Source organism: Pseudonocardia sp. 2-7 (assembly GCF_056341085.1).
Genome location: NZ_CP094507.1, coordinates 4,931,510 through 4,958,339, shown reverse-complemented (window position 1 = coordinate 4,958,339; position 26,830 = coordinate 4,931,510). Strand labels below are relative to the sequence as shown.

Here is a 26,830-nt window from a genome sequence, read left to right as displayed (position 1 = left end):
AAGCGCAGGTCATCGCGTTGCCGACTGCCGGTCGCGAGGTTGACTGGCCGTGGCCGCCAGGTCCGCCCGACGGGCACAGCACCGCGCCGGAAACCCGTTCGGCCTCCGGATGGGTGGAACATCATGCAACCGCTGCGTGACGAGGGCAATCCGGACGGCTACCGCTTGACTGCTCTCCGCACGCAGGGTGTGGAGATGACGCCGATGTCCGCCAGCAACTCCGATCTGATCGAGCACTACATCCGCGCGCACTCCGACCGGTGGCGACCCGGAACCCAGCGGCTCCGCCGGGTGCAGCTCCGGGCCGTCGCGCACGATCTCGCACCGACCGCGCTCGACCAGGTCACCGAGGACGACCTCTACGCGTGGGCAACCCGTCTCCGCGGGGCCCCCGAGACGCGCGCCTCGTACATCGCGGCGGTCCGGGGCCTGTACCGGTGGATGTCGACCAAGGCCCGGCCGAGGCTCCGGAGCGACGACCCGGCCGCGATCCTCGACCGGCCCCGTGTGCCGGTCCGGCCGCCGCGGCCGATGCTCGACGGGAACTACGACCTGGCCATCCGCGCCGCCGACGGGAACCAGGAGATGCTGGCATGGCTGGCCCTGGCCGGCTGCTCCGGCCTGCGGTGCTGCGAGATCGCGTGGCTGCAGGTCACCGACATCAGCCCGCTCCCGAACGGGCAGGGGCTGCTGCGCTTCGAGGGTAAGGGCGGGAAGGTCAGGACCGTCCCGGTCGGGACCGCGGTGATGGCGCTCCTGCGGCCGGCCATGGCCCGGAGACGTGGCCCGGTGTTCCGGCGGCCCACCGACGGACGCGCGCACTCCCCCGACCGCGTGTCCCAGCTGATCAACCGGCACCTGCGTGACCTCGGCATCGACGAGACCGCGCACCAGATCCGGCATCGGTTCGGATCGGACTACCACCGCGCGGACGGCGACATCTTCCGCCAGGCCCGCCTCATGGGGCACCGGTCCGTGGACACCACCCTCGGCTACACAGCGACCGAGCCGATCGACGCGGTCCAGTTCATCGAGCTGCTGACCACACGCCGCCTCCGGCCGTCACGCGGTGGATCCGCGGCAGCGTGATGACCACCGGATTGTGGGACCCGATTGGGCTCGCGCTGCGCCGCAACACGATCACACAGTGGGGGTGTGGATGATCGTCACCGGTGGGTGCTCCGATGTGTCGACCTGCTGTCCCGAGACTCGACCGTCGTCACCCAGCTCGACCGCGCGACCGGCCATGTGCTGCTGCACGTGACCGGATGCAAGCCCGTCGTCCTGCCGATCGAGACCGCCGCCCGGCTCCGCCGCCACCTCGGCGAGGCCATCCGGTCTGCAGGAGTCCGCATCCCGGACGAGTGAGCTACGCCCCGTCGCGGATGCGGCGCACGTGCTCGCGGTCGTAGCCGGACTCTGTAGCGACCTTCCCGATCGGTAGGCCGGCGGCCAGCGCGGCGAGGATGGCGGAGTGCAGCTCCTGACGGGCCTGCTCGGTCGCGGTCTTGGCGTCGGCATAGCGACCGGCGGCAGTGCGCACGCGGCTCATCTCGTCCCCGTTCTCCACAGCTCGGAATCTTGACAGGTCAGGTTGCCACCTGATGTTGCATGGCGCTCCGCCGCTGTGCAACATTGGGTGGCAACTTCGTGTTGCAGACCTGAGGAGACGCCGATGCGCTACCGAGCGCGCAAGACGATCAGGATCGGCCCGCTACGCCTGAACTTCACCCACCGCGGGTTCTCCAGCTGGGGCCTGAAGGTGGGCCCGTGGTCGTGGAACGCGACCCGCGGCACGCACAGCCTCGACACCCCCGGCCCGGGCGGCGTCACCTGGGGCGGGAAGCGGGCCGGGCGATGACCCAGACCGTCGGCGGCGCGGTCCTTGCTGGGCTGGTGCTACTCGCCGCAGGCCGGACGTTTGCCGGGGTAGTGGCCCTGGGCCTGGCCGTTGTCGTGCTGGTGCTGGTGTCGCAGGCCAAGGCGGCTGTCGCACGGGCCCACGGGGAGCGGGGGCGGTTGTGAGGGCCGCGCTCTACGCGTTGATCACGGTGGTCGCGATCGCGGCGATCGTGCTGTCGTTCACCACGCTGCAGCAGCTGGCGGTGCTGTGCCAGTTCCCGGCCGGGACGGCCTGGCTGATCCCGGTCGTGGTCGACGCCGGCGCCGCGGCGGGGACGGTGGCGTGGGTGGTCCGGACCGGGCCGGCCCGCCGGTTCGGGCGGTGGCTCGCGCTGGTGCTGCTGGCGCTGTCGGTCGGGGGTAACGCGCTCGGGCACGGGCTGGCCGCGGCGGGGGAGGTGCCGCACTGGGGAGTGGCGGTCGCTGTGGGTGCGGTCGCTCCGGCGGTGCTGTTCGCGATGGTGCACCTGGCGGTGCTCGCGGGCCGGACCGACCCGGAGCCCCAGCTCGCCGAGGACCCGGTCGACGCCGAGGTCGAGACCCCGTCGCCGGCAGCCGAGCTGACGGCGCCCACCGACCCGCCGCCCGATGTCGCCCCGGCGGCGCTCGTCGAGCCGGACCAGGAGCGGGTCCGGGCGCTCATCGCCCAGGGGGCCGGGCGGCGGCGGCTCGCCCGCGAGCTCAGCGTCACCGAGCACCAGGCGCGGGAGCTGCTCGCCGAGCACCGGGAGCGGGTGCCGGCATGAGCGCGTGGACGACGGTGATCCGCGCGTTCCGGCGCGAGCTCGGCGGGCGGCACCGGTCCGGGCGCGGTCGGTCGCGGGACCTGAGCGGCCGTCGTGGGCGGCGGGTGAACCCGTGGCCGCGGTGCCCGGAGTGCCGGCACCGGCGGGAGCCGCCGCTGTGCCCGGGGTGCGGGTGCTGCGAGCAGTGCGTCGAGCGGTGCCTGCGGTGCCAGGTGTGCGTGCGGCTGTGCCCCGGCCACCCGGCGGAGACCGGCGGTGCCTGGTGAGCGTGGCCCCGGAGGTGGTGTGGCTAAGCCTCGCCCTGGCCGCGGTGATCTTGGCCGCCCGGTCGAAGACCAGCAAGCAGATCGTGGGCGGGCTGCTGCAGCGCGACCGTAAGGGTCGCCTCACGCTCGTCCTGACCCCCGTGAAGAGGAAGCGTCGCGGTGGGCGACGCGGGAGGCGACGTCGATGACGAGCACCGAGCAGGGCCCGGGACCGGGCGGCGGGCGGGCGGGAGACCGGGAGCCGATCCTCCCGCCCTGGGCGACCGACCGGGAGACGCTGCGGGCGACCGTCCAGGTGCTCACCCGCCAGTGGGTGTGGCGTGGCGGGCGGGCGCTGGTGGCGCTCCCGCGGGTGCTGGTGATGCTGGTCGCCTACAGCCCGCGGGGGCTCGCCCGGGTGACCGCGGCGGTCGCCCGCTACCTGTACGACCAGGACACCGCCGACCTGCGCCACCACCACGCCCGCAACATCCAGACCGCCGAGTACCAGCGGGCACACGCCGCCCGCCGGACGAACCTGCACGCCCGGTGGGTGGTCGCCGGGACGCTGGCGCTGGCGGTGGCCGGCCCGGTGCTGGCGTTCCTCGCGCCCGCCGCGCTGTGCATCGCGGTCGGGGTGCTCACCGGGGCGTGGGTGGTGAAGCTGATCCCCGGGCGGGGACTCGGCGAGCTCGCCGTCGGGGCGGGCGTCGCCGCGGGCATCGCGTGGTTCGGGCCGGGCGTGCTGGCGCTGATCCCGCGCCCGCCGCTGTGGCCGCTCCTCACCGTCGGGGCGGTTGTCGTGCTCGCGCTGGGATGGCACGGGCGGAACCGGGAGCGGCACCTGGTGCCCGACACCCGGGTGTCGCCCGGGGTGGTGCTCCCGCTGCGGGCGGACGTCGTCGCGGGCGCGTTGTGCGAGCTCGGGAACTCGAAGATGAAGGAGCCCGACGGCATCAGGCTGCTGATGGACGTCGCCCGCCACGGGCCGGGCTACCAGATCGACGTCGAGCTGCCGCCCGGTGTCGCCGCGTCGTGGGTGATGGAGCGGCGCGAGCAGTTCGCCGCCGCGCTGCGCCGCGAGCTGGGCTGCGTGTGGCCGTCGATCGGCGTCCGCCACCCGGGGCACCTGTCGCTGTTCGTGTCCGACCAGCCGATGAACACCGCCCGGCAGGCTCCGTGGCCGCTGCTCAAGGCCGGGCAGGTGAACCTCTTCAAGCCCGTCGCGATGTTCACCAACCAGCGCAACCAGTGGGTCGAGACCACCATCGCCTACACCGCGTGGATCGTTGGCGCGGTACCGCGCATGGGCAAGACGTTCTTCGTGCGGCAGTTCGGGCTGGTCGCAGGCCTCGACACCCGGTCGCGGGTGCTGGTGTTCGACCTCAAGGGCACCGGGGACCTGTCGCCGCTGGCGAAGTTCGCGCACGTGTACTCCGTCGGAGACGAGCCCGAGGACGTCGCCTACCAGCTGGGTCGGATGAAGTGGGTGCGCGACGAGATGCGCCGCCGGTCGGCGCTGGTCAGGGACCTGACGCTGGAGCAGAACCCCGACAAGGGGAAGGTCACCGACGCGCTGGCCACCGCCGATCCGGGGAAGTACGGGCCGATCGTCGTGTGCATCGACGAGTGCCAGGTGTGGTTCGAGGAGTTCCCGGACAAGGCGGTCCGCGACGAGTTCATCGGGATCTGCCGTGACCTGGTCAAACGCGGCCCGGCGCTGGGGATCATCGTGGTGTGGGCGACGCAGAAACCCGACGCGAACGCCATCCCGACCGCGATCAAGGACAACGCCTCGGCCCGGGTGTGTTTCAAGGTCAACGGGTGGAAGTCGAACGACCAGGTCCTGGGCGACTCGTCCCACAAGGAGGGGCTCAAGGCGACACAGTTCGCGTTCGAGGACAAGGGGATCGCGTACTTCCGCGGGGAGGGCGCCGACGCGCAGATCGTGCGCACCGTGTTCGGGCTCGACGCCCTCACCTCGGACAAGGTGGCCGACCGGGCCCGGCAGCTGCGGCTGGCGGCAGGCAGCCTCACCGGCGCGGCGGCGGACCTGCCCACCGAGGCCGACGCCCCCAGCCTGCTCGACGACGTGCACAAGGTCCTGACCGCAGCCGGGGTGGACCGGATGCACCTGAGCGACCTGCGAGCCCGGCTCGCGCTGCTGCGCTCGACGACCTGGTCGACCCTGACCGTCGACGCGCTCGGCCAGCAGCTGCGCGAGGCCGGCGTCCCGACGCCCGGGGTGAAGATCGAGGGCCGCAACACCAGCGGTGTGCGCGCCGCCGACGTCGCCGCAGCACGCGACGACGGCGAGGCCGCGGCTGGGTAGGCGAGCCTGCCCGCGGGGCCCCGGACAGGTGTGACCTGCTGATTCGCGCACAGCGCCATGACGCACCCGATCACCTACCCGGCGGTGTTCCCGCAGGTCAGGCCGGTAGGCGGCCGGGTAGGTGATCACCTACCCGGCCGAGCTGCAACCTACCCGATGCGAGGGCAGAAGAACGAGTTGGCCATGTAGGTCACGGTCGACGCTTCGTCCGCCGTCAGCCCGCTCTGCTGCATGACCCGCTCGGCCTCAGCGAACGAGCCGCCGGTTCGGACCACCTCGCAGCTCTGCTGACCGAGGGAGACCAGACGAGCTTCGCTGCCGCCGACCGTCTCGATGACGGTGGGCTGGGCGGCCTCCATCGCCTGGAGATACTGCCGCTCAGGATCGGCTGGTGCTCCAGAGCCGGGGGCCCCGTCGACGACACGGACGGTGATCAGGACGACGGTGACGATGAGCGCCACGACGGCAATGCAGATCAGCGGGATGAGGTAGCGCGGGCGGATCGAAGCGGTCATATCCGTCTGATCGGCCGATCGGCGCAGCCCGCTACACCGGATCCCTAGAATTGACGAAGGCGCCCCGCACCGCCCCGGGGGAAGCCGGGCGGTGCGGGGCGCTTCGTGGTGTGGGCGGCTGGTGTCGCGTGGCGGCGCGGGAGACCAGCTGGCCCGGGTCAGGCGACGACGTGCGGCGGCTTCGCCGCCGGCGGGCTGGGTGCGGTGACCCGGTCGCGGACCACGAAGCCCGCCAGGATGGCGATCGGGGCTAGGACCGCGGCCTGCTGCTCGGGGCTGAGGTCGACACCGAGACCAACGATCAGGGCGAGCACGGCCTGGGCCAGACCGGTCAGGGCGGGCAGCAGCTTCTCGTCGGCGACCTGCCACGCGGTGATCGCGCCCGCGGCGGCGACGGCGAGGGCGTTGATCGTGGTGGCCAGGGCGCGGTCGCCGGGGATGAGCAGGGCTACGGCGGCCTGGACGACCGGGACGAGCAGGGCCAGCCACAGGACCGCGGGTTCACGGCGGAGGTTCATGGTCGGGGGTCCTTCCGGGTGGGGATCAGTACTTCTCGCCGTCGTGCTGGCGCAGGACGGTGTCGTGCTCGCGGATGCGGTCGTGCCAGGTGAGGGCGTCGATGGCGGCGCCGATGACGAGCCCGGCGCACAGCAGCCCGGCGCCGAGCACCGCGGCCCAGCGGCGCCACCCGAAGGCCCGGATCGCGGGCCAGGCCGGGTAGGGCGGGCCGGGCATCAGGACAGGCCGAGGGCCCGGTAGGTGGCCGGGCCGACGATGCCGTCGGCGGCCAGCCCCTTCGACCGCTGGAACGCCACGACCGCCGCGCGGGTGTTCGGCCCGAACTTCCCGTCGACGGCGATGCGCAGCTGCTTCTGCACCGCGGACACCGCGACGCCCTGGGAGCCCTGCCGGATCGTGGGGAACCGCTGCCCGGCCGGGGCGGCGGCTGGTGCGCCGGACTGGCGGCGCAGCTTGTCCGCGACCCGGGCGACGGCGGCGGCGCCGGCGTTGATCTCGAAGTGCATGCCGTCCGGGCGGCCGCTGTAGTTCTCGCCCCAGCGGATCGCGCCCTCGTAGACGGCGAGGCGCTGGTCGATGCGGGCCTTCGCCGCGCCCCAGGTGCCGCGCTTGCCGAGGGGGTGCAGCAGCGCGTCGAGGTCGATCGCGGTGCCCGACGCGTGGTTGGACAGGGTGACCGACTGGCCGCGGATGGGGCGCTCGGCGTAGCCCCAGTCGTCGAGCTGCCCGGTGTCGATCGGGCGGATGTTCGCGTCGATCCACGCGGCGATGTCGAGCAGCAGCACCGAGCAGTCACCCTTGCGCAGGGCGAGCTTACGGGTGGTGCCGGGCACGGTGAACGAGCCGATCAGGGAGCGGTCGTTGGCGCTGTAGCCGTTCTGGCTCGTCGGCATCAGTGCTCACCACCCGGGGTGGCGACGGCGGGTGCGCCGTCGTCGGTGACGGTGGTCGAGTCGACGTCGTCGCAGTCGTCGAACTCGGCCGGGTCGACGCGCTGGTAGGTGTCGCCGTCCTCGGTGGTGAACGTGGGCTGGTCGCTGGTGGGCTCGGGCATGGCGTGTGCGGGCCTCCTCGGATACGGGTCGGCCCGGAGCGCGTGTCGCGGTCCGGGCCGGGGGTTGAACAGCAGGTGGTCGGCGGTCTGCTGGTAGATCAGCAGCGGCGGGTCGTCGTCGGTCATCGGGTGCGGGACGCGACGGCGACGGCGCCGGCCAGGACGAGGACGGTCAGGGCGACGTACCCGGCCCACGCCGCGCCGGGCAGGGTCGCCGCGACGAGCCCGAACACCAGCAGCGGGATCCCGGCGGTGACGGCCAGGGCCCGGCCGAGGCCGGGGCGCAGGACGGGCTGGTGCCCGGCCGCGCGGAACTGAGGGCACGCCGCGGCGCCGCAGGTCCCGCAGTCGGTACCGGGCCGCAGGTGGCTGTGCCAGTCGACGGGGTGCCCGCACTCGCACCAGCCGCTGGTCACGGCTGCCGCCAGGGCGGGAGCCACTGGGCGCGGATGAGGACCCAGCCGCGCATCTTGGGCAGCGGCGCGTCGGGCAGCAGCGCGACGTCGTCGACGTCGACGCGGAGCCGGTGGGCGACCTCGCGGCGGCACTGCTCGGCGAGCAGGGTTGCCCGGCCGTCGCCGTCGCTGATGCGGTGCGGGCGCTGGCCGACGGGGACCGACGGCGCGCACTCCCGCGGTGGGGCCGCCGGCGGCGCGGTCACCGGGTGTCCCCGGCGAGCTGGGCGAAGACCACGACCTGGTCGAGGTAGGAGTGCGCGGTGTGGTCGAAGTCCCCGCCGCAGGTGATCAGCCGCAGCTCCGGCCCGGTGGTGTCGCCGTAGACCTCGCGGCGGGCGGCGCCGTCGCGGTCGAAGTCGGCCTTGGCCCAGGTCTTCACCCGGGTCACGGCGAACACGGCGGTGGTGCCGTCCTCGCGGGCGACGAGGATCTCCTGTCCGGGCTGCATCTGGTCGATGTGGGCGAACACCCCGGGCACCCCGCGTGCGCCGTTCACGGTGCCGTTGACGTGGCCGTAGAGCACCGCCGGGCCGACCGTGCCCGGCTCCGGAGACCAGGTCGCCCATGACGCCTGGCCTGGGTCGTCGACGGGCGGGACCTCCGGGCTGCCGTCGGCGAGCATCCCGGTCCGGGTCAGGTCGCTGGTGACCTCGAGCGCGGGGATCCGCAGTCCGGTCGGTGCCGCAGCCGCGGGCGCCGCGGCGGTGGGTCCGGGCTGGGCGGCCATGGCGGGCCAGCCGCTCGGCGCGCACGCGGGCAGGACCGCGAGCGCGGCCACGATGAGCAGCGCGCGCAGCGCGTCGCGGGCGATGCCGCCCAGGCCCGGGGTCACGCCGGGCCGCCGCCGGTCTCGGCGGCGCCGACCGGGACGTCGTCGAGCTGGGAGTACCCGCCGCTGCTGGTGTCGCCGTTCAGGTCGTCGGTGGTGGTCGGGGCCGTGTCCGTCGTCGTCGGCGCCGGTGGCTCGGTGGTCGGCACGGCCGGGGTCGTCGGCTCCGGTGTCGGGGTGGGTGCGGGGGTGGTCGGCTCCGGGTCGGTGGGGTCGGTGCAGCCGAGCTCGACGCGGACCGCGGCCAGCGCGGTGGTGTCGGTGAGGTCGTCGGTGGCGTCGAGCGCGGCGGCGATCCGGGCCCGCAGGTCGGTGTCGACGTCGACCAGGCGGCTGTCGCCGGCGTCGATCGCGGCGTCCACGTCGACGCACAGGTCGACGTCGACGAGCGGGTCGGGCTCGGCTGCGGCGGACGCGACGCCGGTGGTGATCAGGCCTAGTGCTGCGGCGGTGGCCGCGAGGATGGCGGCGGTGCGGGTGTGGGACATGAGGTCCTCCGGTCAGAGAGTGGGGCCGTAGAGGCGGTAGTGGTCGGTCAGGCGACGAGCCGTGCTCGAATCGATGTGCAGCTCCTTGGCCAGGCGCTTGTAGCCGAGCCCGTTCTCGATGTGCGGGGTGGCCGCGCGCAGCAGCGTCTTGGTGATCGGCACCGGCTGGCGGCGGGTCTCGGCCAGCGGCGGCGGACGCTGCGCGGGGATCCGCACCCGGGGCGCCGGTCGGGCCGGTCGGGCCGGCCAGTTCGCCGGGTCGAACGGTCGGCCTCGCTCTCCCATCGGGAGGGCGAAGGGGCAGAACTCGCGCAGGGCCAACACCATCACGGTCTGGCGGAACGTCTCGCGCTGCGCGGCGATCGACTCGCCTCGGGTGACGACCCGCTGGGCCTCGGCCAGGATGTGCTCGCGGCGGCGGAGCTCGGCCAGCTCGGCGTCGAACGATCGGTGCAGGTCGTCATCCATCGGTGCTGTCACCTCCGGGTGGGTCGGGCAGCGGGGAGCGGACGACGGCGGCGAGTTGCGGCCGGATCGGGCAGCCGGTGCAGCCGCAGGACTGGACGAGGTCGACGAGGTCCTGCACGCGGTCGCGGAGATCGGCGTTGTCGCGGCGGGCTTCGGCGGCGACGTCCTGCGCGCGCCATGCGACCTGTCGTGCGGAGTCGGCGTCGGTCTGGGCGGCGCGGGCTGCTTCGCGGGCGACGCGGACGTCCTCGCGGGCTTCCTTGACCCATTCGCGCTGGTCGGCGGACTCGGCGACGTCGCCCTCGACGAGGGTCTTCTGGGCTTGGGCCTTGCTGAGTTTGCGGTCGAACAGGACCTTGAGGAATCCGCCGATGCCGCCGGCGAACACCGCCGACACGACCACGGGGCCCCAGGTCTGGAGCGCCTCGCCGAAGTTCACGAGGCAGTTCCCTCCGTCTCGTCGGCCACGCCGAGCGGGGCCGGGTCGGCAGGTAGGGATCGTGCGAGGTCGCGGTGGCGGGCGCGGCGTTCGCGGCTGATCTGGACGATGCGGGCGGTCGCGACCGGTGAGTAGGCGCCGACGAGGATCGCGGCCTGTCCGGCGGCGGCGCCGGCGAAGGTGAACGCGGCGGCGGCGTAGAGCAGGCTGAACCAGCCGATGACGTACCAGCAGGCGCGTTCGGCGCGGATCCGGTCGTCCTGGTCTCGGATGGACAACGCGACGAGACCGCACAGGCCACCAACCCCGAGGGCGGCGTAGTACAGCGTCGACCAGCGGTCGGGGAGGGCCAGGTCGACGACGTTGGACTGTCCGTCCGGGATGAACAGGCCCCAGACGGCGGCGGCGAGGGCGGCGGAGAACGCGCCCCAGGTCGCGGGGTGGCGGCTGGTGGTGAGGGTCGACGGTGGTCGGGTCACGTCTGCCACCTCCGGTCGGGCAGCCCTTGCCGGTAGGCCTCGGCCTGGGTGAGCTGCCAGGCGGCGAACCCGAGACCGAACACGATGGGCCCCCACGGGCTGGCGCGGGGGTCGTCGAGGCCGAGCGCGAAGAACAGGGCGATGGACAGGTAGGCGATCGCGCCGAGACCGAACACAGCGATCGTGGCTCGGGCCGGGGCCCAGGGAGCGGCGGCGAGCAGGCCGGCGTAGAGGAGGAACACGATGCCCCAGCCGGTGATACCGAGGCTGTCGCGGAGCCCGTCGTAGGTGGGTGCGCCGAACCGGGCGGGGTCGCAGAGCACCGCGGTGCCGCCCAGGGCCGAGGCGACCATCATGTTGACCGTCCACGCCATGGCGTAGCCGGGGTGGCGCGACCAGACGCCGCGGGTGCTGGACGGCCCGGTCACGCGGCGACCGTCGGGGCGACGGGGATCCGGGGCATGCGCACTCCTGTCTCGATCGGGTACGACGCTGAGTTGCGTCGGGGCTGGTGGTCATCACTTCTGTCGAGGGCGCGGGGGCAGCGCTAACGGCTGGCGCTCCGGAGCGACACGTCTGGCGTGACCTTCACGCTGAACCGCGACGCTGGCCGTGCCACCGACGTCCGCTGGGCTCTCGCCCTCGCGGCGACGATGACCGTCCTGTCGATGCAGGTCGTGCACCGCTTGGCTGGGTGGGCGGGCGTCGCGGTGTTCGCCGTTGCGGCCACCGGCTGGGCCGTGGTGCTCGCGCCACGGCTTGCTCATTGGCTCGACGCTCGAGGCAGACAGATCCGGCTCGTCGCGGCGAGCGTTGGCCTGGCCGTCGTCGCTTCCCTGCTCGCGGTGGGCTATCCGCTGTCGCAGAGCGGCCGGTTCGGACAGGGCAGCGACCGGGCTGACGCGCTGAACATCGCCGCGACCCGCCTGCTGGAAGGCCTCTATCCCTACGACGCGGTCACCTACTTGGGCGGGAAGATCACGCCGTTGCCGGGCGCTGTGCTACTCGCGGTGCCGTTCGTGTGGGCGTTCGGGACGGTGGTCGTGCAGAACCTGGCCCTCGCCGGCGCCTTGCTGTGGGCGCTGCGCGAGACGGCTCCCAGCTCGGGCAGCGCGCTGACCGCCTGGGTCACGGTCATGGTGCTGATCCCCGAGACGTTGCGGGAGTTCGTGACCGGAGGGGACCTGTTCGTCAGCGCCATCCTTCCGCTCGTCGCGCTCGCGCTGGTCTGCCGAGCAGCGGCTCGCGGCGCCACGGTGACGCTGGTCGCGGCGGCGGCGCTCCTTGGGTTCTCGGTGTGCACCCGCCCGCACATGGTGTTGCTGCCCGTGCTGGCCGTCGGCTGGCTGTGGGGGCGCCGCGGCGGCGGCGCCGCGGCGATCGTGGCCGGTACCTCCGCGGCGACGTTCCTGGCCGTGGCTCTGCCGTTCTACCTGGCTGACCCGGCCGGGTTCTCGCCGTTGCACGTGGCGGGGAAGACGACCGGCGAGACCACGGTGACGACGGCACTCGTGCTGCAGGCTGCCGTTGCCGCAGCGGCCGTTGCAGGTGCAGCGTGGTGGCTGTCGCGGCGCTCGTTCCAGGCGCTGCTGGCATCGTGCGCGGTAGTTCTCGCTGCTCCCGCCGTGCTGTCGATCGTCAACGTCGCCGCGGGCGGTGGAGGGATCGACGTCGGGCTGGTCGGGTTCGCCGCGCCCGCCGCGGTGTTCGTCGTCGCGGCGTGGCAGATGGCCTTGCATCCGAGCGGGGCCACCCGCCGCCGCGAGATCAACGAGGTCGGAGCTTCGACGGGTGTGCCTCGACCGTCGCCGCCTGCGGGTTGACCGTGATCGGACCCGCGCCCTGGCCCTCGTAGAGGTTCAGGGGCTGCCCGATCGACCACGCTTCTCCAGCGGTCCACTGGGTGTGGCCGACGTTCGCGGCGTCGAGAAGGGACAGCATGTGGTCGCCGATGACGTTCCACTGTGCGGCGTCGGTCTTCGGCCAGCCGATCTCGCCCATGAACCCCTTCGCGTTGTTCGCGGCCAGCCATGAGGTGAAGTCCCCGATCTCGGCGGTCACCCGCGCTCTGAGGTCGGCGTAGCCCTTGCTGCTCACCGCGTCGGCCTCGGCGGCCGCGTAGGTCGTGAACGACACCGCGTTGTTGCCCTGCGAGCAGTAGTAGTGCGCCTCGTAGTAGATCGGCCCGTACGGGTCAGTGATCCACGCCGTAGGCCCGTTCTTCGACGCCCACCGCTCGGCGCCGCCGAACGAGTCACCGGCCACGAAGATCGGCCGGACGTCTCCGGTCCAGCGGATCGCGTCCACCGCGGATTGCGACCAGGCGTGCCACGTCGACGGGTCACCGGCGACGGTGCCAATCCGGATGCCCCCGACCTGGACGACCGTCGGGGTGGTGCCGTCGGACCCGAGGACTTCCCACTGGAGAACGACGTGTCGGTGGTTCGTGCCGAGCAGCTCGGTGGGGACCACGCAGAAGATTCGCGCCATCTCACCCTTCGTCAGGGTGGTGTAGCCGCCGACCTGCAGCGCAGCGCCAGTGCTGTCCACGATCTCGGTTCGGACTCGCACGATGCCGGGGGTGCTTGCGGGCACGAATACCTCGTACTCGAGCACGGCACCTGGACCGAAGCTGGTGTTACGGATCGCGCCGTTGGTGGGCTCGTTCGTGCGCATGATGGCGTTGAAGCTCGACGAGCTCGCGGAGAGCACCCGGGAGAACGTCGCCGCGCCGGCACCGGTCATGCCGGGGAATGTGCCGACCGTGACGGTCGGGTTGCCGGTGCTCCCGGAGATGTTCCAGCCGTCAGTGCTGCTGTCGAAGCTGTACGGCGTCGCTCCCGCGGTGAAGTAGTCGGGGTTCGGTAGCAGCGCGTAGGGCTCGTTCATCAAGCCCCACGCGGCGACGGCCGGCTGGTTCGCGAACTCGGCGACCAGCCGCTGCCAGACGTCGGCGAAGTCGGCCTTGGTGATTCCGCGGGCGAACGCGACCTCGACGTCGTCGAGCCGGATGTAGCGGGCGTAGTTGTGCATGTCGAGCAGCACCATCAGCCCGGCCTTGCGGGCGGACTCGACGGCGGCCTTCAGGTGTCCGAGCCCGGTCGGATCGAGCGGGCCGGACAGTGTCTGCTGGACGCGTTCCCAGCGGAACGGGATCCGCACGATGCGGTGCCCTCGGTTGCGGATGTACTGGCTGTAGGCGTCGCCGGTGAACCGGTAGTTCGAGCCGTGGGTGCCGGGGAGTCCGGCGGCGTCGTGGTTGAAGTCGCCGCCGGCGAGGTTCACGCCGCGGGCGTAGTCGAAGTCGGACAGGCGGGGGAAGGTGCGTCGCTCGATGACACGGGTGGTGCCGTCTGAGCGCGTCAGGCGGATGAGGCTCACGACGGCAGCATCTCCATGAACGGCATGCTCGCCCCGACGGACACCGACGCCGCGGCGAGGGTCGTGGGCAGGTCAGTCTGCCCGTTCACCGTCCCAGAAATCTTGGGCGGTACGTCGTTGAGGGCACCGTTGGACCCGCCAACTGCCGCGCCGATGAACGTCGGAGCGGTGGTCGCCGTAACGCAGATGCCCCCAGCGGCGTAGCGGCGGCCACGCCGCTTCGTCCACGGGTCGGTCGTGGCCTGCTTGTAGCTGTTCGCGCCAGAGCCGGTCGAGGCGAACACTCCAGGCGTGTTCGCAATGGCTGCGACGAGGGTGAGGTCGCCGTTAGAAGCGACCTCGTAGACACCCCAGCGGAGCAGCGACGGCGTCGCTCCCGCGGCAGTGTTTCCGGGCCACATCCGCAGGAAGTTGATCGTCTCTGTGCGGCGGGCGGTGAAGTAGCCCAGGCGAAGGGTGCCTGACGCCATGGTGAATGCGCCGCCGGAGTTGGTGTTCGCCTCCTTGCGGGCGATCGTGGCCTCCCCGACGAGCACCGCATCCGGGTCCCCTGAGCCGCCTTCAACGAATGCGTAGAAGCTGGTGCCGTCGGAGGTGATTGCGACCTGCACAGACGCGCCCGCCTGTTGCGGAACGATCAACCGCTCGGTGGTTGTGCCGTCGGTCAGGGTCAAGGACCGGCCGCCGGTGGCGTCCTGGGCGAGCAGCAGCCGAAGGCTCGCGCCGGCACCGAGGGCGAGGGTCATGACGTGGTCGGCGTTCAGGGTCCCGACCAGCCACGTCCGCGCACCGGCCGCGACCGTCTGCGTGCTGGTGGCGCCGAGGTTGCCGCCGCTGACGATGGTCGGCGCGCCGCCCGCGGCGAGCGCGGCAGCCAGGCCGTCGACCTTCGGGATGCCGAACGAGCCATCCGGGACGACCGGCGCCGCCTGGAACGTCTTCGTCCCGGCGATGGGCTCGTTCCCGCTCCGGTGCACCGTCTGCGCGTCGACCGCGGCGCCGATCATGCCTGGCGTCACGGGGGTCTCGTCGAACTGCTCCAGCGCGAACGCCCCGTCGCTGCCCCGGCGCAGTGCAGAAACTGTGCCTACTGCAGCCCCGGTGGTGTTCACCTGCAGCCCGGTCGCGGCGATCGTGATCGTGTCGCCCGCGTCGTCGTTGGTGATCGTCACTCCGGGGCCGCCGCGCAGCGCGGCCGCGACGACGTCCCGGACCTGCTCGTCGGTGTAGGAGCTCCCGCCGCCGCCGGTCGCGGAGATGGTGATGGTGTCCCCGGCGTCGTTCACGACGATGCTGACGTTGGTGCCCGCGCGCAGCGCCGCACCGATCACGTCGCGTACGTCCTCCGGTGTGGAGACCGTGCTGATCGGCGGGACGTACCCGTCTGGCGGCGCGGTCGTCTCAGTCCACCCTGCCGCGATCAGCAGCGCCGCCTTCGCGTCGGTGAACAGCTTCTTCGCCCCGTTCGACGGGTGCTGCATCCACTTGCTCATGACCGCTGGGCCTCCTGGTCTGCGGGCTCGCCGGTGTCGTCGTGGTGGTCGAGGTCGGGGACGTAGCGCTGGGACAGTCCGTCGGCGTACTCGACGCGGGTCCGGCCGGCGGGGTAGCGCAGCGCGAAGTCACCGAGCCCGACGTGGTCGCCGTTCGGGAGGCGGACCGCGGGCCCGCCGTTGACCATCACCGCGGTGCCGTCGGCCCAGGCGGCGAGGTCGTCGGTGCGGCCGGGCTGGTGCTGGAACAGGTCGACGGGCACCCGGTCGGGGTCGGGCTGGCCGGTGGTCTGGTCGAGGCGCCGGTAGGGGCGCGGCCAGTCGCTCACGACCCGGCCGCCGGGCCCTCGCCGTGGTCGCCGCCGCGGGCCTTCTCCAGCTCGTTGGACAGGCGCGCGAGCTCGCGCTGCATCTCCCGCTGGGTGTCGGCGGCCTGGCGCTGCACGGTGCGGCGGGCGACCCGTTCCTGCGCCAGCGCCAGGTGCACCTGTACGTCGGTCATCTGCCCGAGCTCGGCGAGGACCTCGCCAGGGTCGATGGTGATCGTCTCGGGCTGCGGGTCGGGCGAGGGTGTGGTCACGGGGTTCCTCCCTGGTACGGGGGCAGGTACTGGTAGAGGCCGTCGGCGTGGACGGTGAGCGGCAGCGTCGCGGTGATGACGACCTGTGACGTGCCGACGACGCTGACGATCACGGTGCAGCCGGTCTCGGTCAGCGAGCCGTCCTTGATCCGGGCGGAGAGGCGGCCCTGCCACGCGACGCCGACGTCCATCCGCGGGAACGCGGCCTCGACCGGTGCGAGCGCCGGGGTCGACCAGGTGATCGGAATGTCGCGTTCGCTGTTCCCGGCCCAGACCAGGGTCGTGTTGAAGGTGGCCTGGCCGTGGACGGAGCGGAGCCGCATCTGGCTGCGCATCCGGCGGACGGCCTCGTGCAGGAGCGCGACCTGCGCGCCCAGGTCGACGCCGCCGCCCGGCTGCGCCACCACCTCGGGGAGCGAGGCCGGGTCGACGTCGAGGACGTCGTGCGCCGGCATCACGACGGGCGCCGGGTTCGGGTTGTCCGACGTCGCGGGCGGCGTGTAGGAGCGCTCCGGGATGCGCCGGTACCGGGCCGCGGCCTGGAGCACCGTGGCGAGCGCGTCGAACGGCGGCGGGGCCGGGGTCGGGGTGGTCACGCGACTGCCTCCAGCGTCGGCCGGGCGAGCCGGGCACGGAGGTCGGCGACCTCCCGTTCGAGCGCGGCGACCCGGGCATCGGTCTGCTGGTGCGCGCCCCAGGCGACGGCGACGGCGCCGTAGACGTCGACGCCCCACCAGTCCTCGTCGACGTTGTGCACGAGCAGCTCCGGGGGCAGCTCGTCGACCATGAGCCCGAGCTGCTGCGGGTTGTCCAGGCCGGGGTGCAGGTCACCGACCTTGCGGTAGCGGTACCAGTCGGCGTCGCGGATGACCTGCATCGCGTCCCAGGGGCGTGCCTCGACGTCGGTCTTCGTGCGGCGCTCGGAGCCGGCGACGAAGGCGTTGGCCTGGATGTTGATCAGCACGGTGTCGTTGACGACCGACACGATCGCGGTGTCGAACTGCACGTAGCTGTGGCGGTCGAGGTTCCCGACCGAGGTGTTCCCGTTGGTCGCGCCGTCCTTGGGTCCGAGGCGGACCACGGTGCGGCCCTGGAAGACGTTGTTCACCGACCGGCCGATGAGGCAGTACTCGTCGAGGCCGTAGGAGATGTCGACCTTCGGTCCGCCGACGAACGCGTTCCCGCTGGTGGCGGCGATGCGGGAGGTGATGTCCCCGGCGCCGCGCTCGTTGCCCCACGCGATCGAGGCGTAGGACGGGAACACGGCGACCTCACCGGACTGCTGATCGCTCCGGCCCGAGTAGGCCTTGAGGTTCGCACCGCCCTGCCCCTCGAACCCGGCCGCGACCGATGTCGTGGGGACCATCGAGGCGAACCGCACCCCGTCGGAGGGGTAGAGCCGGATCTCCGCGGGGCTGGTGCCGCCCGGGTTGATCCGGACGTGCCGGCCAGAGCTGGCCGAGCGGTACTCGCCGATGAGCAGCAGACTGCCGTCGCTGTTCTGGTAGCGGAACCGCAGGCTGCCGTCCGAGGCGTAGCCGCGGATGCCTGCGTTGTCGAGCTCGGTGCGCGCCCCCGACAGCGCGGTCCGGAAGATGCCGGCGACGATCACGTCCGCGGACATCGTCCCGGCGGTGAGCTTCCCGACCGACAGCGAGCCGATCTTCGCGTCGACCACGGCGAGGTCCTGGATCTTCGCGGTGGTGATGACCGCGTCCCCGAGCTTCGCGGTGAGGATCTGCGCGTCGCCGATCTTGGCGGAGACGATCGCCGCGTCGGCGATCTTCGCCGTGCCGATGGCGGCGTTCGCGATCTTCGCCCCGCCGACGGCGAGGTCGGCGATCTTCGCGGTGACGATCGCCGCGTCCTGGATCTTCGCCGAGCCGACCGCCAGCGCGGCGATCTCATCGGCGCCGACCGCGGAGGCGGCGATCTTCTCCCGGATCACGGCGTCGTCGTCGAGCTGCGCGGTCGCGACCGCGGCGTCGGCGATCTTGTCCCGGACGACCGCGTCGTCGAGGAGGTCGTCGGTGAAGATCTTCCGGGGGGTCTCGGACGCGGACGCTGAGGGGGTGGCGGCGTTCCCGCGGGTGTCCTCGGCGACGAGCCACGCGTAGTACGTCGTGCCAGGAGTCAGGTCGGCGACGGTCCAGGTGCCGGCGCCGGACAGCTGCGTGACCTCGGCCGCGTCCGCGAACGCAGCGCTGGTCCCCATGTACAGGCGACAGAACTTGAAGTCGGGGTAGGCGGCGGCCATGTCGGCGCCGTCGGCGGTCTTCCCGTCCCACGTCCAGCGGATCGTGCCGATGAACTCCTGCGCGGTCAGGGCGCTCGCCACGCCGGGCGGGTCGGCGTCGTCCTCGGTGAGGTGGTCCACGATCGTCGACCACGACCCCCGGTGCCCCGACCGGTCCCGCGCCCGGACCCGCACGCGGATCAGCAGCTTCGGGCCGAGCGTCCAGGACGCCTGCGTGCGCTGCCCGTCGACCGTCGCGCCAGGCTGCCACCGCACCTCGTCCGGGTTCTCCGGGTCAGAGGCGAGCGCCCACTCGACCTCGTAGGCGTCGATGTCGGTGGCGGCGGTGCCGTCGGTGTTGATCTGCACCGCGTTCCAGCCGGCGGTGACCGCGGCGTAGGTGTCGCCACCGTCGCCGAACGCGGCCGACCCGACGACCAGCCCGGTGGGGGCGGCGGGCACCCCGGTGTCGGCCTCACCGTTCTCCTGCCCGGGCACCGAGGTGCCGAGCACCGTCTCACCGGAGGACATCGCGTCGAGGCGCTGCCGCTGTCGGACGATCTCGTCGACCAGGGCGTCGTTCAGGGTGACCGTCGCCGACAGCAGCTCGGCGTCGGAGCCGACGGTGGCCGACCACTCGACGACGCGGTGCCGCTCGTACTGCCCGGACCCGGCGGAGGCGTCGAGCAGCCAGTCGCAGACGTCGAAGTCAACGGCCGGCATCGGCTCGCCGTCGACGAGGACCAGGCCGTGGGTGATCTCCAGGGCGCCGTCCTTGTCGGTGGACAGGCGCCGCTGGGCGTAGGCGAGGACCGCGTCGGTGGTGGTCAGGTTCTGCGAGCTGGTGGACGCTTCGATGCGGCGGCCGCGGCGGGTCTGGGCGTTCAGGTCGGAGGTGTCGGCGTAGAAGCCCTCGGCGCCGATGCCGAGCATCGCGGTCGGGGAGTCCGCGACCGACCACTTGCGGGGGGCGTCGGCGATGTTCCCGCCCGGCCGCAGCCGCACCGGGTTCGCCCCGACGGAGCGGTCGACGCCGCGGCCCTGCGGCACGTACAGGTTCAGCACGTGCTGGGTGCCGCTCCACGACACCGACCACTCGGCGCGGCCGAGGCTGGCCATCAGGTTGAGGAAGCTCTGGTAGGTGGTGCCGGGCGACACCTTCGCCGAGAACCGGCCGGGCCACACGGTGCCGTTCGAGTCGCGTTCCCCGGTGAAGCTGGTGGTGAAGTCGGTGAGCGCGCCGCGGGAGCGGGCCTGCGCGAGCAGCAGGTGCATGACCTCGCCGGGGGTGGCGGCGGACACCTGCAGTTCCCGCTTGGGGTCGGCGAGCACCGGGATACTGGTGGCGTTCGCTTTGACCGCGTCGAGCACCTTCTGCGGCACCGACACCGTCGGGTCGGCGTCGGTGGAGGGCACGTAGCCGAGGGGGCCGGTGAGCCGGTTCCACTGCGGGGTGGTCAGCGTCGACCGCTTCACGGTGACGTTGTCGCCGAGCGAGGTCTCCCCGACCAGCTGCTGCGGGTAGACCTCCGCCTCCTTCATGCGGAGCTCGGCGAAGCTGCCGTCGACGGTCCAGTAGTCCTCGTCGGACTCGGCGACGTCGTTGCGGCCGGCGGTCTGCAGGTAGCCGCGCCACGCCCCGTCGGGGCCGCCGGTGCGCCAGATCTCGACCTCGAGGTCGCGGTCGGCGGCGACCATCGCGTGGATGAGGTCGAGGCCGGACTGGTCGTCGCGCGGGTACTTGAGGCTGATCGATCCGGGCCCGTTGCGCTCGGGCGCGATGGTGAGCTCGGTGAACCGCGGCAGCGAGGTCAGCGCCCCGGTGGTGGGGTCGACGGCGTAGATCGTGAACACCGGCAGGCTCATGGCGCGAGGTACTTCCGTCGTCCGGTCAGGGTCGCGGTCGCGCTACCACCGCCGGTGTGGATCAGGGTGACGGTGAAGGGCCGCTGGTTCGGGTCGATCTCGAACCAGCCGTAGCCGCCGCCCCACCGAACGTTGGTGACCAGCGGCGTCCAGGAGTCGCCGGGTCCGGCGGTGACGCGCTCGGTACCGAAGTCCACGGCCAGGCTGCGCCCGGACGGGATGACGCCGAGGTAGCGCCAGTAGCGGCCAGCGTGGCGGAGCTCCGGGTTGGAGATCGGGCCGGGGAACACGGCCACGGCGTCGGTGATCGGGGCGTCCGCAGCGGCGAACGCGGTCATCGTGACCGGGGTGTTCGTCGGCCCGGTGAGGGGCTGCGACACCGTCGCGATGTCCGACCAGAACGCCGCCGGCAGCCGCAGCGGGATGGTGACCTGCGCGTAGGGCGGGTGGGAGCGCTCGCGGCGCGCGGTGACCGCGGTCCCGGCCGGGTCGACCGAGGCGACGCGCTCGTCCTGGCCGCCGAAGGAGTGCACGAGCTGCACCCCGGTGCGGGCGAACGCTCTGCGCAGCACGGCGATGTTCTGGTGGAGCTGCCGGTGCCCGTCGTCGACGGGGTCGCCGGTGGTGCGGTCGATGCCGAGGACCCCGAACGGGAGGTCGAACTCGACGGCGCCGTACCGCTTGAGCGCGGTCCGCTGCTCGCCGTGCAGCCGCGGGACGAGCAGGTTCCCGCCGCGCGGCGCGGGCCCGGCGAGCATCGACGACAGGTCCTCGGCCCAGCACCACCCGGAGGTGGGCAGCAGGTCGATGCCGTCGGCGGTGAGGACGTCGCTGGTGGTCATCCGCGTACCGCCCTTCCGCCGAGCGCGACGCCTGCCGCGCGGTTCCTGTTCGCCCGCACCTGCGCTTCCGCGCTGGCGCGCAGCGCCGTGCTCCCGCCGGTGCGGGCGGCGTCGATGAGCCGGTTGATCGCGGCGACGACGTCGGGGCTCTTCGCCGCGAACCGCGTGTCGCCGGACAGCTGCTGCAGCAGCCCGGTGTGGGCGCGGGCCTCGACGAGCAGGGACCGCAGCTCCGCGATCCCGCCGGCGACCGCGGTGGACTGACCGGCCGCTGCCACCTGCGCGGCCTTCGCCGCGGCCGCCTGCACCGTCGCCGCCTTCGCCGGGACGGCGGCACCGGCTCGGGGCGCGGTGGCGGTGGCCCGTGGCGCTGCTGCCGCGGTGGAGCGGCGGATGTAGTCCTCGAGGAACCGCTTGCCGTTGGCGTAGCTGTACCCGGCGCGCTCGCGAGCGTTGTGCAGCGCGTCGTTGTACTGGCCGACGACCGCGGGGGCGCCCTTCCACGTCCAGTCCTCGTAGAGCGGCTGGCGGGCGTTCATCCTGCCGAGGATGTGGCGGGCGGCGGCGAGCATCCCGCCGTCGGCCATCGCCTTGGTCCCCGCCTGCCCGCGGGGCACGAGGTCGTAGCCCATGCTGTTCGCGGTCTGCGCGAGGATCGACTTCGACCGGCGCGACCGGTTGACGGGGATGAACGCCTCGGGCCCGAACATGCGGTCCCCGATGACGCGTGGCTGGTTCGCCGGGACGACCTCCGCGCGGGCCGCTGACATGGTGCGGGTGACCTGCCGAACGGCGCCGTTGGCCATGTACGCGGGCTCGGTGTAGGCGCCCTTCGCGCGCGGCACCGCGTAGGCGCCGGCCGCGCGGGTGGTGAGCCCGGCGCCCGGGCGGAACGGACGGTCGTTGTAGCGGACGTTGACCGTGATCGTCGCCGTCCGGGCCCGGGCGGCCGCGTCGATGGCGGCGCTCGCCGCGGCGGAGTTGGCCGCGACCCGGATGGTGCCGGTGGACCTGTCCGCGTACGTGACCGTGGCTGCGATGGTCCCGTTGGCCGGGGCCTGGTTGCCGTCGATGGTGATCGTGCCGGTCGAGTTGTCGGCAAACTGGATCGACCCGCTGATCTTGCCGTTGGCCGGGGTCTGGTTGGCGTCGACCGTGATCGTGCCGGTCGAGTTGTTCGCCGTGGCGACGGTCTGCTGGATGATGCCGTTGGCGGCGCTAGAGTTTGCGCCGAGCTGCATGTCGGCTCGGGTGCCGAGGATGCCTCCCACCAGCATCTGAAGTACAGCATCGGCCGGCAGCCGGTTGCCGTGGATGTCGACGGTGCCCGAGCCGGACTCGACCGCGGCGAGATAGGCGGACAGCACCTGGTCGGCGGGCACCTTGTTCGCGCCGATCTGGATCTCGCCCTTCATCCCGCCGACCGACCCGATCAGGTAGGACAGGGCCTCACGGGCGGGGACGTCGTTGCCGTCGATGTTGACGGTCGCCTTGCCCGCGGCGATCTGGGACAGGACGCTGGCCAGCGCGTTCTGCGCAGGCTGGGGCTGGCCGTCGATGGGGATCTCGGCGCGCTTCTCGTTGGCGCCGCGGACGAACGCGTCCAGGTTGGCCTTCGCCGCCTCGGTCTCGGCGGTGACCTTCACCTTCCCGTCGGGCATCCGCTCGACCTTGACGCCGATGGCGGTGAGCGACTGCTCGGCCGGGGCGGTGAGCGCGTCGACGGTGACCGACTTGCCGGGCGGGACCGCACGGATCTGATCGTTCAGCGCGAGCATCTGCTGCGCCGTCGTCGCCGCGTTGGTCTCGAAGTTCACCTTGGCGTCGGCGGGGATCAGCCCGAGCTGGTCGGCCAGCTTCGCCGCGGCGTCCTGGGTCATCCCGGCGCCGGTGGCGGCGGCGATGAAGTCGTCGCGGGACTTCTGCATGGCCTGCGCGGCGGCCTGCCCGGCGGTGGCGACGTTGCCGAACTGCAGCGCGTTCTCCGCGACGGACTGGGCGTTCTTCTTCGCCGCGTCGGCGAGGCTGTTGAAGTGGCCCTGCAGGGTCGGGGTGATCGAGGCGCCCTGCGCGAGCGCCTGGAACCCCGGGGTCACGGTCTGCAGCTCGGCGGAGAAGTCACCGGCCGCGACCGCGGCGGCCTGCAGGGCGGTGCGCTGGCGCTCGATGGCGCCGGCGGTCTCGTTGAGACGGCCCTGCAGCTCGGCGGAGGCGCCACCGGCGTCGAGCATGCCGCGGGCCAGCCCCTGGAACCGCCCCATCTGCTCCGTGGTGGCGGCGCCAGCGTTGGTGACCGCGTCCTTGATCTTGTTCTGGGCGTCGACGTTGCCCTCGGCCGCCAGGGCCACTGTGTCCAGACTGATGCCGGCCCGCTCAAGGATCGGGGCGAGCTCCTTGTACTGGTTCGAGGCGCCGATGCTGGCGACGGTCTGGGCGTGCAGCTGCCCGGTGACGGTGTCGATGGCCTGGCTGTTGCCGGTCATCGCCTTCGTGTAGTCGGCCGTGGACACCCCGAGGGCGTTGAGCTTGTCGAGGCTGCCGTCGGCGGCGAGCTGCTTGGCGACCTCCGCGCTGGTGGCCTGGGTCGCGGCCCCGGTCTGCTGGTCCAGGGTCGAGGTGACCGCCTGCAGCGCGGCCTGGTGCTCGGCGGCCTTCTGCGCGGCCTCAGCCTGCTTCTGCCCCAGGATGGACAGGGCGGCCCCGGCGACGGTGAGGGCGACGCCCCACGGGCCGCCGAGGAACCCGACGAGCCCGCCCATGCGGGTCTGAATCCCGTCGATCTCGACCTTCGCGCCGAGCAGCCCGCGGGTCAGCCCGGACCCGATGGCGGACCCGGCGCCGGCGACGGCGCCGCCGATCCGGCCGAGGGTCGACACGAAGTTCGACACGTGCTGCCCGGCGGTGGAGAACGCACCCTGGATGTGGCCGGGGATGGCGCGCATCCCGTCGGCGACGGAGGTGGCCGCGGTCCGGGCGCCGGTGGCGATGTTGCTGCCCATGGTGCGCACGGCGTCCGCCGCGGTGGCGGCGCCGGTGCGGAGTCCGTCGGCCAGGGCCCGGCCGGCGTTGGCGGCCTGGGCGGGGAGCTGGCGCAGCGACTCCTGGGCGTAGATGACGCCGCGCTGGAGCCCGGTGTGGAGGGCCTGCCCGGCTGTCGCGGCGGCGGCGGGCAGCTCCCGCAGGGCTCCGACCGCGTTCGAGACACCGGTGCGGAGCCCGGTGCCCAGGGCACGCCCGGCGTCGGCGGCCCGTGCGGGCAGCTCCCGCAGCGCCGCGGCGGCGTTCGAGACACCGGTGCGGACCTGGCGGCCGAGGTCGGTGGCGGCGTCCGCGGCGAGCGCGACCGAGCGGCGCATGTCGTAGACGGCGGTGCGGAACCCGGCGGCGGCGTTGACCGCGCCTGCGTAGAGCGAGGTCCGCAGGCGCTCCATCGCCTGGTCAGCGATCTTCGGCAGGTCCCGCAGGGTCTCGCGGGCGTAGATCACGCCGGTCTGCAGCCCGGTGGAGATCGACCGGCCCAGGTCGCGGGCGGAGCTCGCCGCGGAGCGGGCGGCGTCGGCGACTGCGCGCGGCACCCGCAGCACGCCCTCGACCCCGCGGGACGCCGACGCGGCGAGGCGGGCGCCGAGGGCGTCACCGGCCTGCTGCGCGGCGGCACCGGCGCGGTCGGCGAACGCTTGCACCGCACCGGCGGTGGAGCGGTAGCTGTCGGCCATGGACCGGCCGGTGGCGGCCATCGCGGACTGCGCGGTCGCGAGCCGGCCGACGACTCCGGTCAGCCCTGCCTGCGCGGTCCCGGCCTGGCGGGCGGCGGTGGCCTGGCCACGCAGCTGCGCGGACATCTGCGCGGCCGGGGACAGCGCGGCGACCGTCGCGGCACGGGCCCCGGTCAGGGAGCCGGTGAACTCGCGCAGCTTCCCCGCTCCGGCGGCGGCGGCGCGGATCGCGAGCAGACCGGCGGCCAGGGGCACCAGCACCGGGGCGAGCGCGGACACCATCGCCAGCAGCGGCGGCAGCACCGCGGTGGCCAGCGCCCCGAGGATCTGTACCAGCGGAGCCGCCGCGGTCATGATCGCCGACAGGGCGGTGGCGAACCTGGTGAACACCCCGGCCTGGGCCAGCATCCCGACCACGGTCAGCAGGGCGCCGCCGAGGTCGCGGATCCCTGGCCACAGCGCGGCGACGACGTCGTTGATCCCGCGGAAGGTCGCGGTGACCGTGGCCATGCCCTCGGCCGACCCGAGCCAGGTCGCCATGGCCTGCGCGCCGCGGTCGAGGTTGGACAGGAACGTCCCGCCGAAGGCGCGTTCGCCGGCGTCGAACACCGACAGCAGCGACGACCCGACGTTCTTGGTGATCGAGACGAGCTGGCCGAGCGCGGTGACTCCGCCGCGGATCCAGTCCTGCAGCCGCCCGGACTCGCGGGCTTCGCGCACCATCCCGGCGAACCCGATCGCCGCCTCACCGGCGCCGCGGGACAGCTCGTGCAGCACCTCGGTGCCGCCCGCGGCCAGGTCCAGTACGGCGCTGGTGAGCGGGGCGAAGGTGTCGGCGAGCTGCTCGACGGTGTTCTCGACGTCGGAGAACAGCGACTTGACCGTCTCGACGGTGCGGGCCTGCTGCAGGAACGCCGACAGCTCGTGCGCGCCCCGGTTGAAGTGCTTGGCCATCCGCTCGGTGGCGTCACCGAGGATCGGGATGTAGAGCTGCCCGAGGTCGGTGATGACCTTCCCGAGCCCGGTGAACATGGTGTTCTGGGTGGCGAGCTGGAGGTCCCCCCAGGACTCGCCCAGCCCGCGGATCGCGCGGGCGGCTTCCTGTGCCTGCGGGGCGAGCTTCCCGATGGCCTCGGCGGCCTTAGCCGGGTCCTCCTCGGTGACGGCGTCACCGAAGTTGCGGAACCCGAGCGCGAGGGTGCCGATCCCGCCCGCGGCGGCGGCAGCCACGCCGGGGATCAGCCCGACCGCTCCGGCCGCGGACACCGCGGCAGCACCCAGGGCGGCGACGTGGGGGACGGCGGCGACGATCCCGGCGGGCAGCGCGAGCGCACCCAGGGCCCGGCCGAGCGCGGCGACCTGGATCAGCGTCTCCGACAGCGACCGATCCACATCGATCTTGATGCGGGCGGTGCGGCCGTCGAGCCCGTCGACCTCCTCGTCGACGATCTTCAGGGCGGCGATCGCGGCGGCGGTGTCGGCGTGGACCCGCACATCGGCCGAGGACGCGCCCAGCTCCTCGAGCTGCAGCTTCAGCTCGCGCAGCCGGGCGTCGGCCTCGGCGGCGTCGATGTCCACGCCGATCTCGGCGTCGCCCAGGGCGCGCAGCTCGTCGCGGATCCGGGCCAGCTCCCGGTCGACGTCACTGGAGTCGGCGTCGATCTCCAGCTCGGGCAGCGTCTTGACCGCGGCGTCGATCCGGCGCCGCATGTCGGTGACGAACGACCCGACCTGGCGCCCGGCGGCGTCGGTGTCGACGTCGAGCTTGATCGCGTCGAGCTTCACCTTCGACAGGGCCTGGACCGCGGCGAGGGTGTCGGCCTTGACCTTGACGTCGACGGACTCGGCGTTCATCCGCCGCAGCCGGGCGGTGAGCTCACGCAGCTTCGCCTCGGCCGCGGCGGCGTCGATGTCGACGCCGATCTCCTTGTTGCCCAGCTCGGCCAGCTCGCGGCGGACCTGCGCGATCTCCCGGTCGGCGTCGGAGGAGTCGGCGGTGATCTCGACGTCGGGCAGCGCCTTGACCGCGGCCTCGACCCGGCGGCGCAGGTTCTTCGCGAACCGCTGGATCTTCTCCTCGGCGCGCTTGGTGTCGACGTCGATCTTCGGCTCGGCCTTCTGGCGGTCGAGCTTGCGCATCTCGTCGGTGACGTCCCCGACGGAGTCCGCGACCTTGCCGAAGACCTGCGACGCGCGGTCGGCGGCGAGGATGTCGAACTTCAGGGCCTCGGTCACGGGCGCT

29 protein-coding genes are annotated in these 26,830 nt (G+C 72.9%); 7 read left to right on the top strand and 22 right to left on the bottom strand.

The genetic code is table 11. The features are described from left to right. Positions 1-195 precede the first annotated feature (195 nt). Positions 196-1,089, top strand: a complete 894-nt coding sequence (locus MTO91_RS23955; protein WP_476652859.1) for a tyrosine-type recombinase/integrase — start codon at positions 196-198, stop codon at positions 1,087-1,089. Between the two features lie 66 nt (positions 1,090-1,155). Continuing rightward, a complete protein-coding gene (locus MTO91_RS23950) occupies positions 1,156-1,368 on the top strand; it encodes a hypothetical protein (protein WP_476652858.1) in 213 nt (70 codons plus the stop codon). 1 nt (position 1,369) lies between these two features. Here MTO91_RS23950 and MTO91_RS23945 read toward each other — a convergent pair whose 3' ends face one another. Then, complete coding sequence (locus tag MTO91_RS23945; protein ID WP_476652856.1) at positions 1,370-1,543, bottom strand: hypothetical protein; 174 nt, start codon at positions 1,541-1,543, stop codon at positions 1,370-1,372. Positions 1,544-1,675: 132 nt separating this feature from the next. On the opposite strand from MTO91_RS23945, the gene MTO91_RS23940 reads away from it, so the two are divergent. The 4 genes from MTO91_RS23940 to MTO91_RS23925 all read left to right on the top strand — a co-directional run bounded on the left by MTO91_RS23940 (position 1,676) and on the right by MTO91_RS23925 (position 5,225). After that, positions 1,676-1,861: a DUF4236 domain-containing protein gene (locus MTO91_RS23940; RefSeq protein ID WP_465880186.1), complete on the top strand. Its 186-nt coding sequence runs from the start codon at positions 1,676-1,678 to the stop codon at positions 1,859-1,861. Then, complete coding sequence (locus tag MTO91_RS23935) at positions 1,858-2,025, top strand: hypothetical protein (protein ID WP_476652855.1); 168 nt, start codon at positions 1,858-1,860, stop codon at positions 2,023-2,025. The genes MTO91_RS23940 and MTO91_RS23935 overlap by 4 nt, the downstream gene beginning before the upstream one ends. Further along, positions 2,022-2,648, top strand: coding sequence for a DUF2637 domain-containing protein (locus MTO91_RS23930; RefSeq protein WP_476652854.1), 627 nt, complete (start codon positions 2,022-2,024; stop codon positions 2,646-2,648). The genes MTO91_RS23935 and MTO91_RS23930 overlap by 4 nt, the downstream gene beginning before the upstream one ends. 450 nt (positions 2,649-3,098) lie before the next feature. Continuing rightward, on the top strand, positions 3,099-5,225 hold the full coding sequence (locus tag MTO91_RS23925; protein ID WP_476652853.1) for a hypothetical protein: 2,127 nt from the start codon (positions 3,099-3,101) through the stop codon (positions 5,223-5,225). A 149-nt stretch (positions 5,226-5,374) separates the two neighbouring features. On the opposite strand, the gene MTO91_RS23920 is transcribed toward MTO91_RS23925, so the two are convergent. From MTO91_RS23920 to MTO91_RS23860, 13 genes are all read right to left on the bottom strand, one after another. Next, a complete protein-coding gene (locus MTO91_RS23920) occupies positions 5,375-5,740 on the bottom strand; it encodes a DUF732 domain-containing protein (protein WP_476652851.1) in 366 nt (121 codons plus the stop codon). Positions 5,741-5,898: 158 nt separating this feature from the next. Further along, positions 5,899-6,258 (bottom strand): hypothetical protein, encoded by a 360-nt coding sequence (locus MTO91_RS23915; protein ID WP_476652850.1) that lies wholly within the window; start codon positions 6,256-6,258, stop codon positions 5,899-5,901. Positions 6,259-6,283: 25 nt separating this feature from the next. Continuing rightward, entirely contained in the window at positions 6,284-6,475 is a 192-nt protein-coding gene (locus tag MTO91_RS23910) for a hypothetical protein (protein ID WP_476652849.1), read from the bottom strand. After that, positions 6,475-7,152: a peptidoglycan-binding protein gene (locus MTO91_RS23905; protein ID WP_476652847.1), complete on the bottom strand. Its 678-nt coding sequence runs from the start codon at positions 7,150-7,152 to the stop codon at positions 6,475-6,477. Before MTO91_RS23905 ends, MTO91_RS23910 begins: the two co-directional genes overlap by 1 nt. Continuing rightward, positions 7,152-7,439 (bottom strand): hypothetical protein, encoded by a 288-nt coding sequence (locus MTO91_RS23900; RefSeq protein WP_476652846.1) that lies wholly within the window; start codon positions 7,437-7,439, stop codon positions 7,152-7,154. The genes MTO91_RS23905 and MTO91_RS23900 overlap by 1 nt, the downstream gene beginning before the upstream one ends. Continuing rightward, the gene (locus MTO91_RS23895; RefSeq protein ID WP_476652844.1) at positions 7,436-7,729 is read right to left on the bottom strand and encodes a hypothetical protein; all 294 of its coding nucleotides are present in this window, start codon (positions 7,727-7,729) and stop codon (positions 7,436-7,438) included. Before MTO91_RS23895 ends, MTO91_RS23900 begins: the two co-directional genes overlap by 4 nt. Beyond that, positions 7,726-7,974, bottom strand: coding sequence for a hypothetical protein (locus MTO91_RS23890; protein ID WP_476652843.1), 249 nt, complete (start codon positions 7,972-7,974; stop codon positions 7,726-7,728). Before MTO91_RS23890 ends, MTO91_RS23895 begins: the two co-directional genes overlap by 4 nt. Further along, entirely contained in the window at positions 7,971-8,603 is a 633-nt protein-coding gene (locus tag MTO91_RS23885) for a sortase domain-containing protein (protein ID WP_476652841.1), read from the bottom strand. The genes MTO91_RS23890 and MTO91_RS23885 overlap by 4 nt, the downstream gene beginning before the upstream one ends. Then, positions 8,600-9,088 carry a hypothetical protein gene (locus MTO91_RS23880; RefSeq protein ID WP_476652840.1) on the bottom strand — a complete coding sequence of 163 codons (489 nt, stop codon included), beginning with the start codon at positions 9,086-9,088 and terminating at the stop codon, positions 8,600-8,602. Before MTO91_RS23880 ends, MTO91_RS23885 begins: the two co-directional genes overlap by 4 nt. A 12-nt stretch (positions 9,089-9,100) precedes the next feature. Then, positions 9,101-9,556 (bottom strand): hypothetical protein, encoded by a 456-nt coding sequence (locus MTO91_RS23875; RefSeq protein WP_476652839.1) that lies wholly within the window; start codon positions 9,554-9,556, stop codon positions 9,101-9,103. Continuing rightward, a complete protein-coding gene (locus MTO91_RS23870) occupies positions 9,549-9,995 on the bottom strand; it encodes a hypothetical protein (RefSeq protein WP_476652838.1) in 447 nt (148 codons plus the stop codon). The genes MTO91_RS23875 and MTO91_RS23870 overlap by 8 nt, the downstream gene beginning before the upstream one ends. Beyond that, complete coding sequence (locus MTO91_RS23865; RefSeq protein ID WP_476652837.1) at positions 9,992-10,474, bottom strand: hypothetical protein; 483 nt, start codon at positions 10,472-10,474, stop codon at positions 9,992-9,994. The genes MTO91_RS23870 and MTO91_RS23865 overlap by 4 nt, the downstream gene beginning before the upstream one ends. Next, positions 10,471-10,902 (bottom strand): hypothetical protein, encoded by a 432-nt coding sequence (locus tag MTO91_RS23860; protein WP_476652836.1) that lies wholly within the window; start codon positions 10,900-10,902, stop codon positions 10,471-10,473. Before MTO91_RS23860 ends, MTO91_RS23865 begins: the two co-directional genes overlap by 4 nt. Before the next feature lie 153 nt (positions 10,903-11,055). Here MTO91_RS23860 and MTO91_RS23855 point away from each other — a divergent pair, with 153 nt between their 5' ends. Further along, a complete protein-coding gene (locus tag MTO91_RS23855; RefSeq protein WP_476652834.1) occupies positions 11,056-12,297 on the top strand; it encodes a hypothetical protein in 1,242 nt (413 codons plus the stop codon). Here the strand turns inward: MTO91_RS23855 and MTO91_RS23850 are convergent. The 8 genes from MTO91_RS23850 to MTO91_RS23815 all read right to left on the bottom strand — a co-directional run bounded on the left by MTO91_RS23850 (position 12,242) and on the right by MTO91_RS23815 (position 26,823). Further along, a complete protein-coding gene (locus tag MTO91_RS23850; RefSeq protein ID WP_476652833.1) occupies positions 12,242-13,855 on the bottom strand; it encodes a cellulase family glycosylhydrolase in 1,614 nt (537 codons plus the stop codon). The genes MTO91_RS23855 and MTO91_RS23850 overlap by 56 nt on opposite strands. Continuing rightward, a complete protein-coding gene (locus MTO91_RS23845) occupies positions 13,852-15,186 on the bottom strand; it encodes a hypothetical protein (protein ID WP_476652832.1) in 1,335 nt (444 codons plus the stop codon). The genes MTO91_RS23850 and MTO91_RS23845 overlap by 4 nt, the downstream gene beginning before the upstream one ends. 158 nt (positions 15,187-15,344) lie before the next feature. Beyond that, positions 15,345-15,677, bottom strand: a complete 333-nt coding sequence (locus tag MTO91_RS23840; RefSeq protein WP_476652831.1) for a hypothetical protein — start codon at positions 15,675-15,677, stop codon at positions 15,345-15,347. Continuing rightward, positions 15,674-15,928 carry a hypothetical protein gene (locus tag MTO91_RS23835; protein ID WP_476652830.1) on the bottom strand — a complete coding sequence of 85 codons (255 nt, stop codon included), beginning with the start codon at positions 15,926-15,928 and terminating at the stop codon, positions 15,674-15,676. Before MTO91_RS23835 ends, MTO91_RS23840 begins: the two co-directional genes overlap by 4 nt. Continuing rightward, on the bottom strand, positions 15,925-16,524 hold the full coding sequence (locus MTO91_RS23830; RefSeq protein WP_476652828.1) for a hypothetical protein: 600 nt from the start codon (positions 16,522-16,524) through the stop codon (positions 15,925-15,927). Before MTO91_RS23830 ends, MTO91_RS23835 begins: the two co-directional genes overlap by 4 nt. Beyond that, complete coding sequence (locus MTO91_RS23825; RefSeq protein ID WP_476652826.1) at positions 16,521-20,030, bottom strand: phage tail protein; 3,510 nt, start codon at positions 20,028-20,030, stop codon at positions 16,521-16,523. The genes MTO91_RS23830 and MTO91_RS23825 overlap by 4 nt, the downstream gene beginning before the upstream one ends. After that, the gene (locus tag MTO91_RS23820) at positions 20,027-20,872 is read right to left on the bottom strand and encodes a hypothetical protein (RefSeq protein WP_476652825.1); all 846 of its coding nucleotides are present in this window, start codon (positions 20,870-20,872) and stop codon (positions 20,027-20,029) included. Before MTO91_RS23820 ends, MTO91_RS23825 begins: the two co-directional genes overlap by 4 nt. Continuing rightward, on the bottom strand, positions 20,869-26,823 hold the full coding sequence (locus MTO91_RS23815) for a hypothetical protein (RefSeq protein ID WP_476652823.1): 5,955 nt from the start codon (positions 26,821-26,823) through the stop codon (positions 20,869-20,871). The genes MTO91_RS23820 and MTO91_RS23815 overlap by 4 nt, the downstream gene beginning before the upstream one ends. Positions 26,824-26,830: the final 7 nt, after the last annotated feature.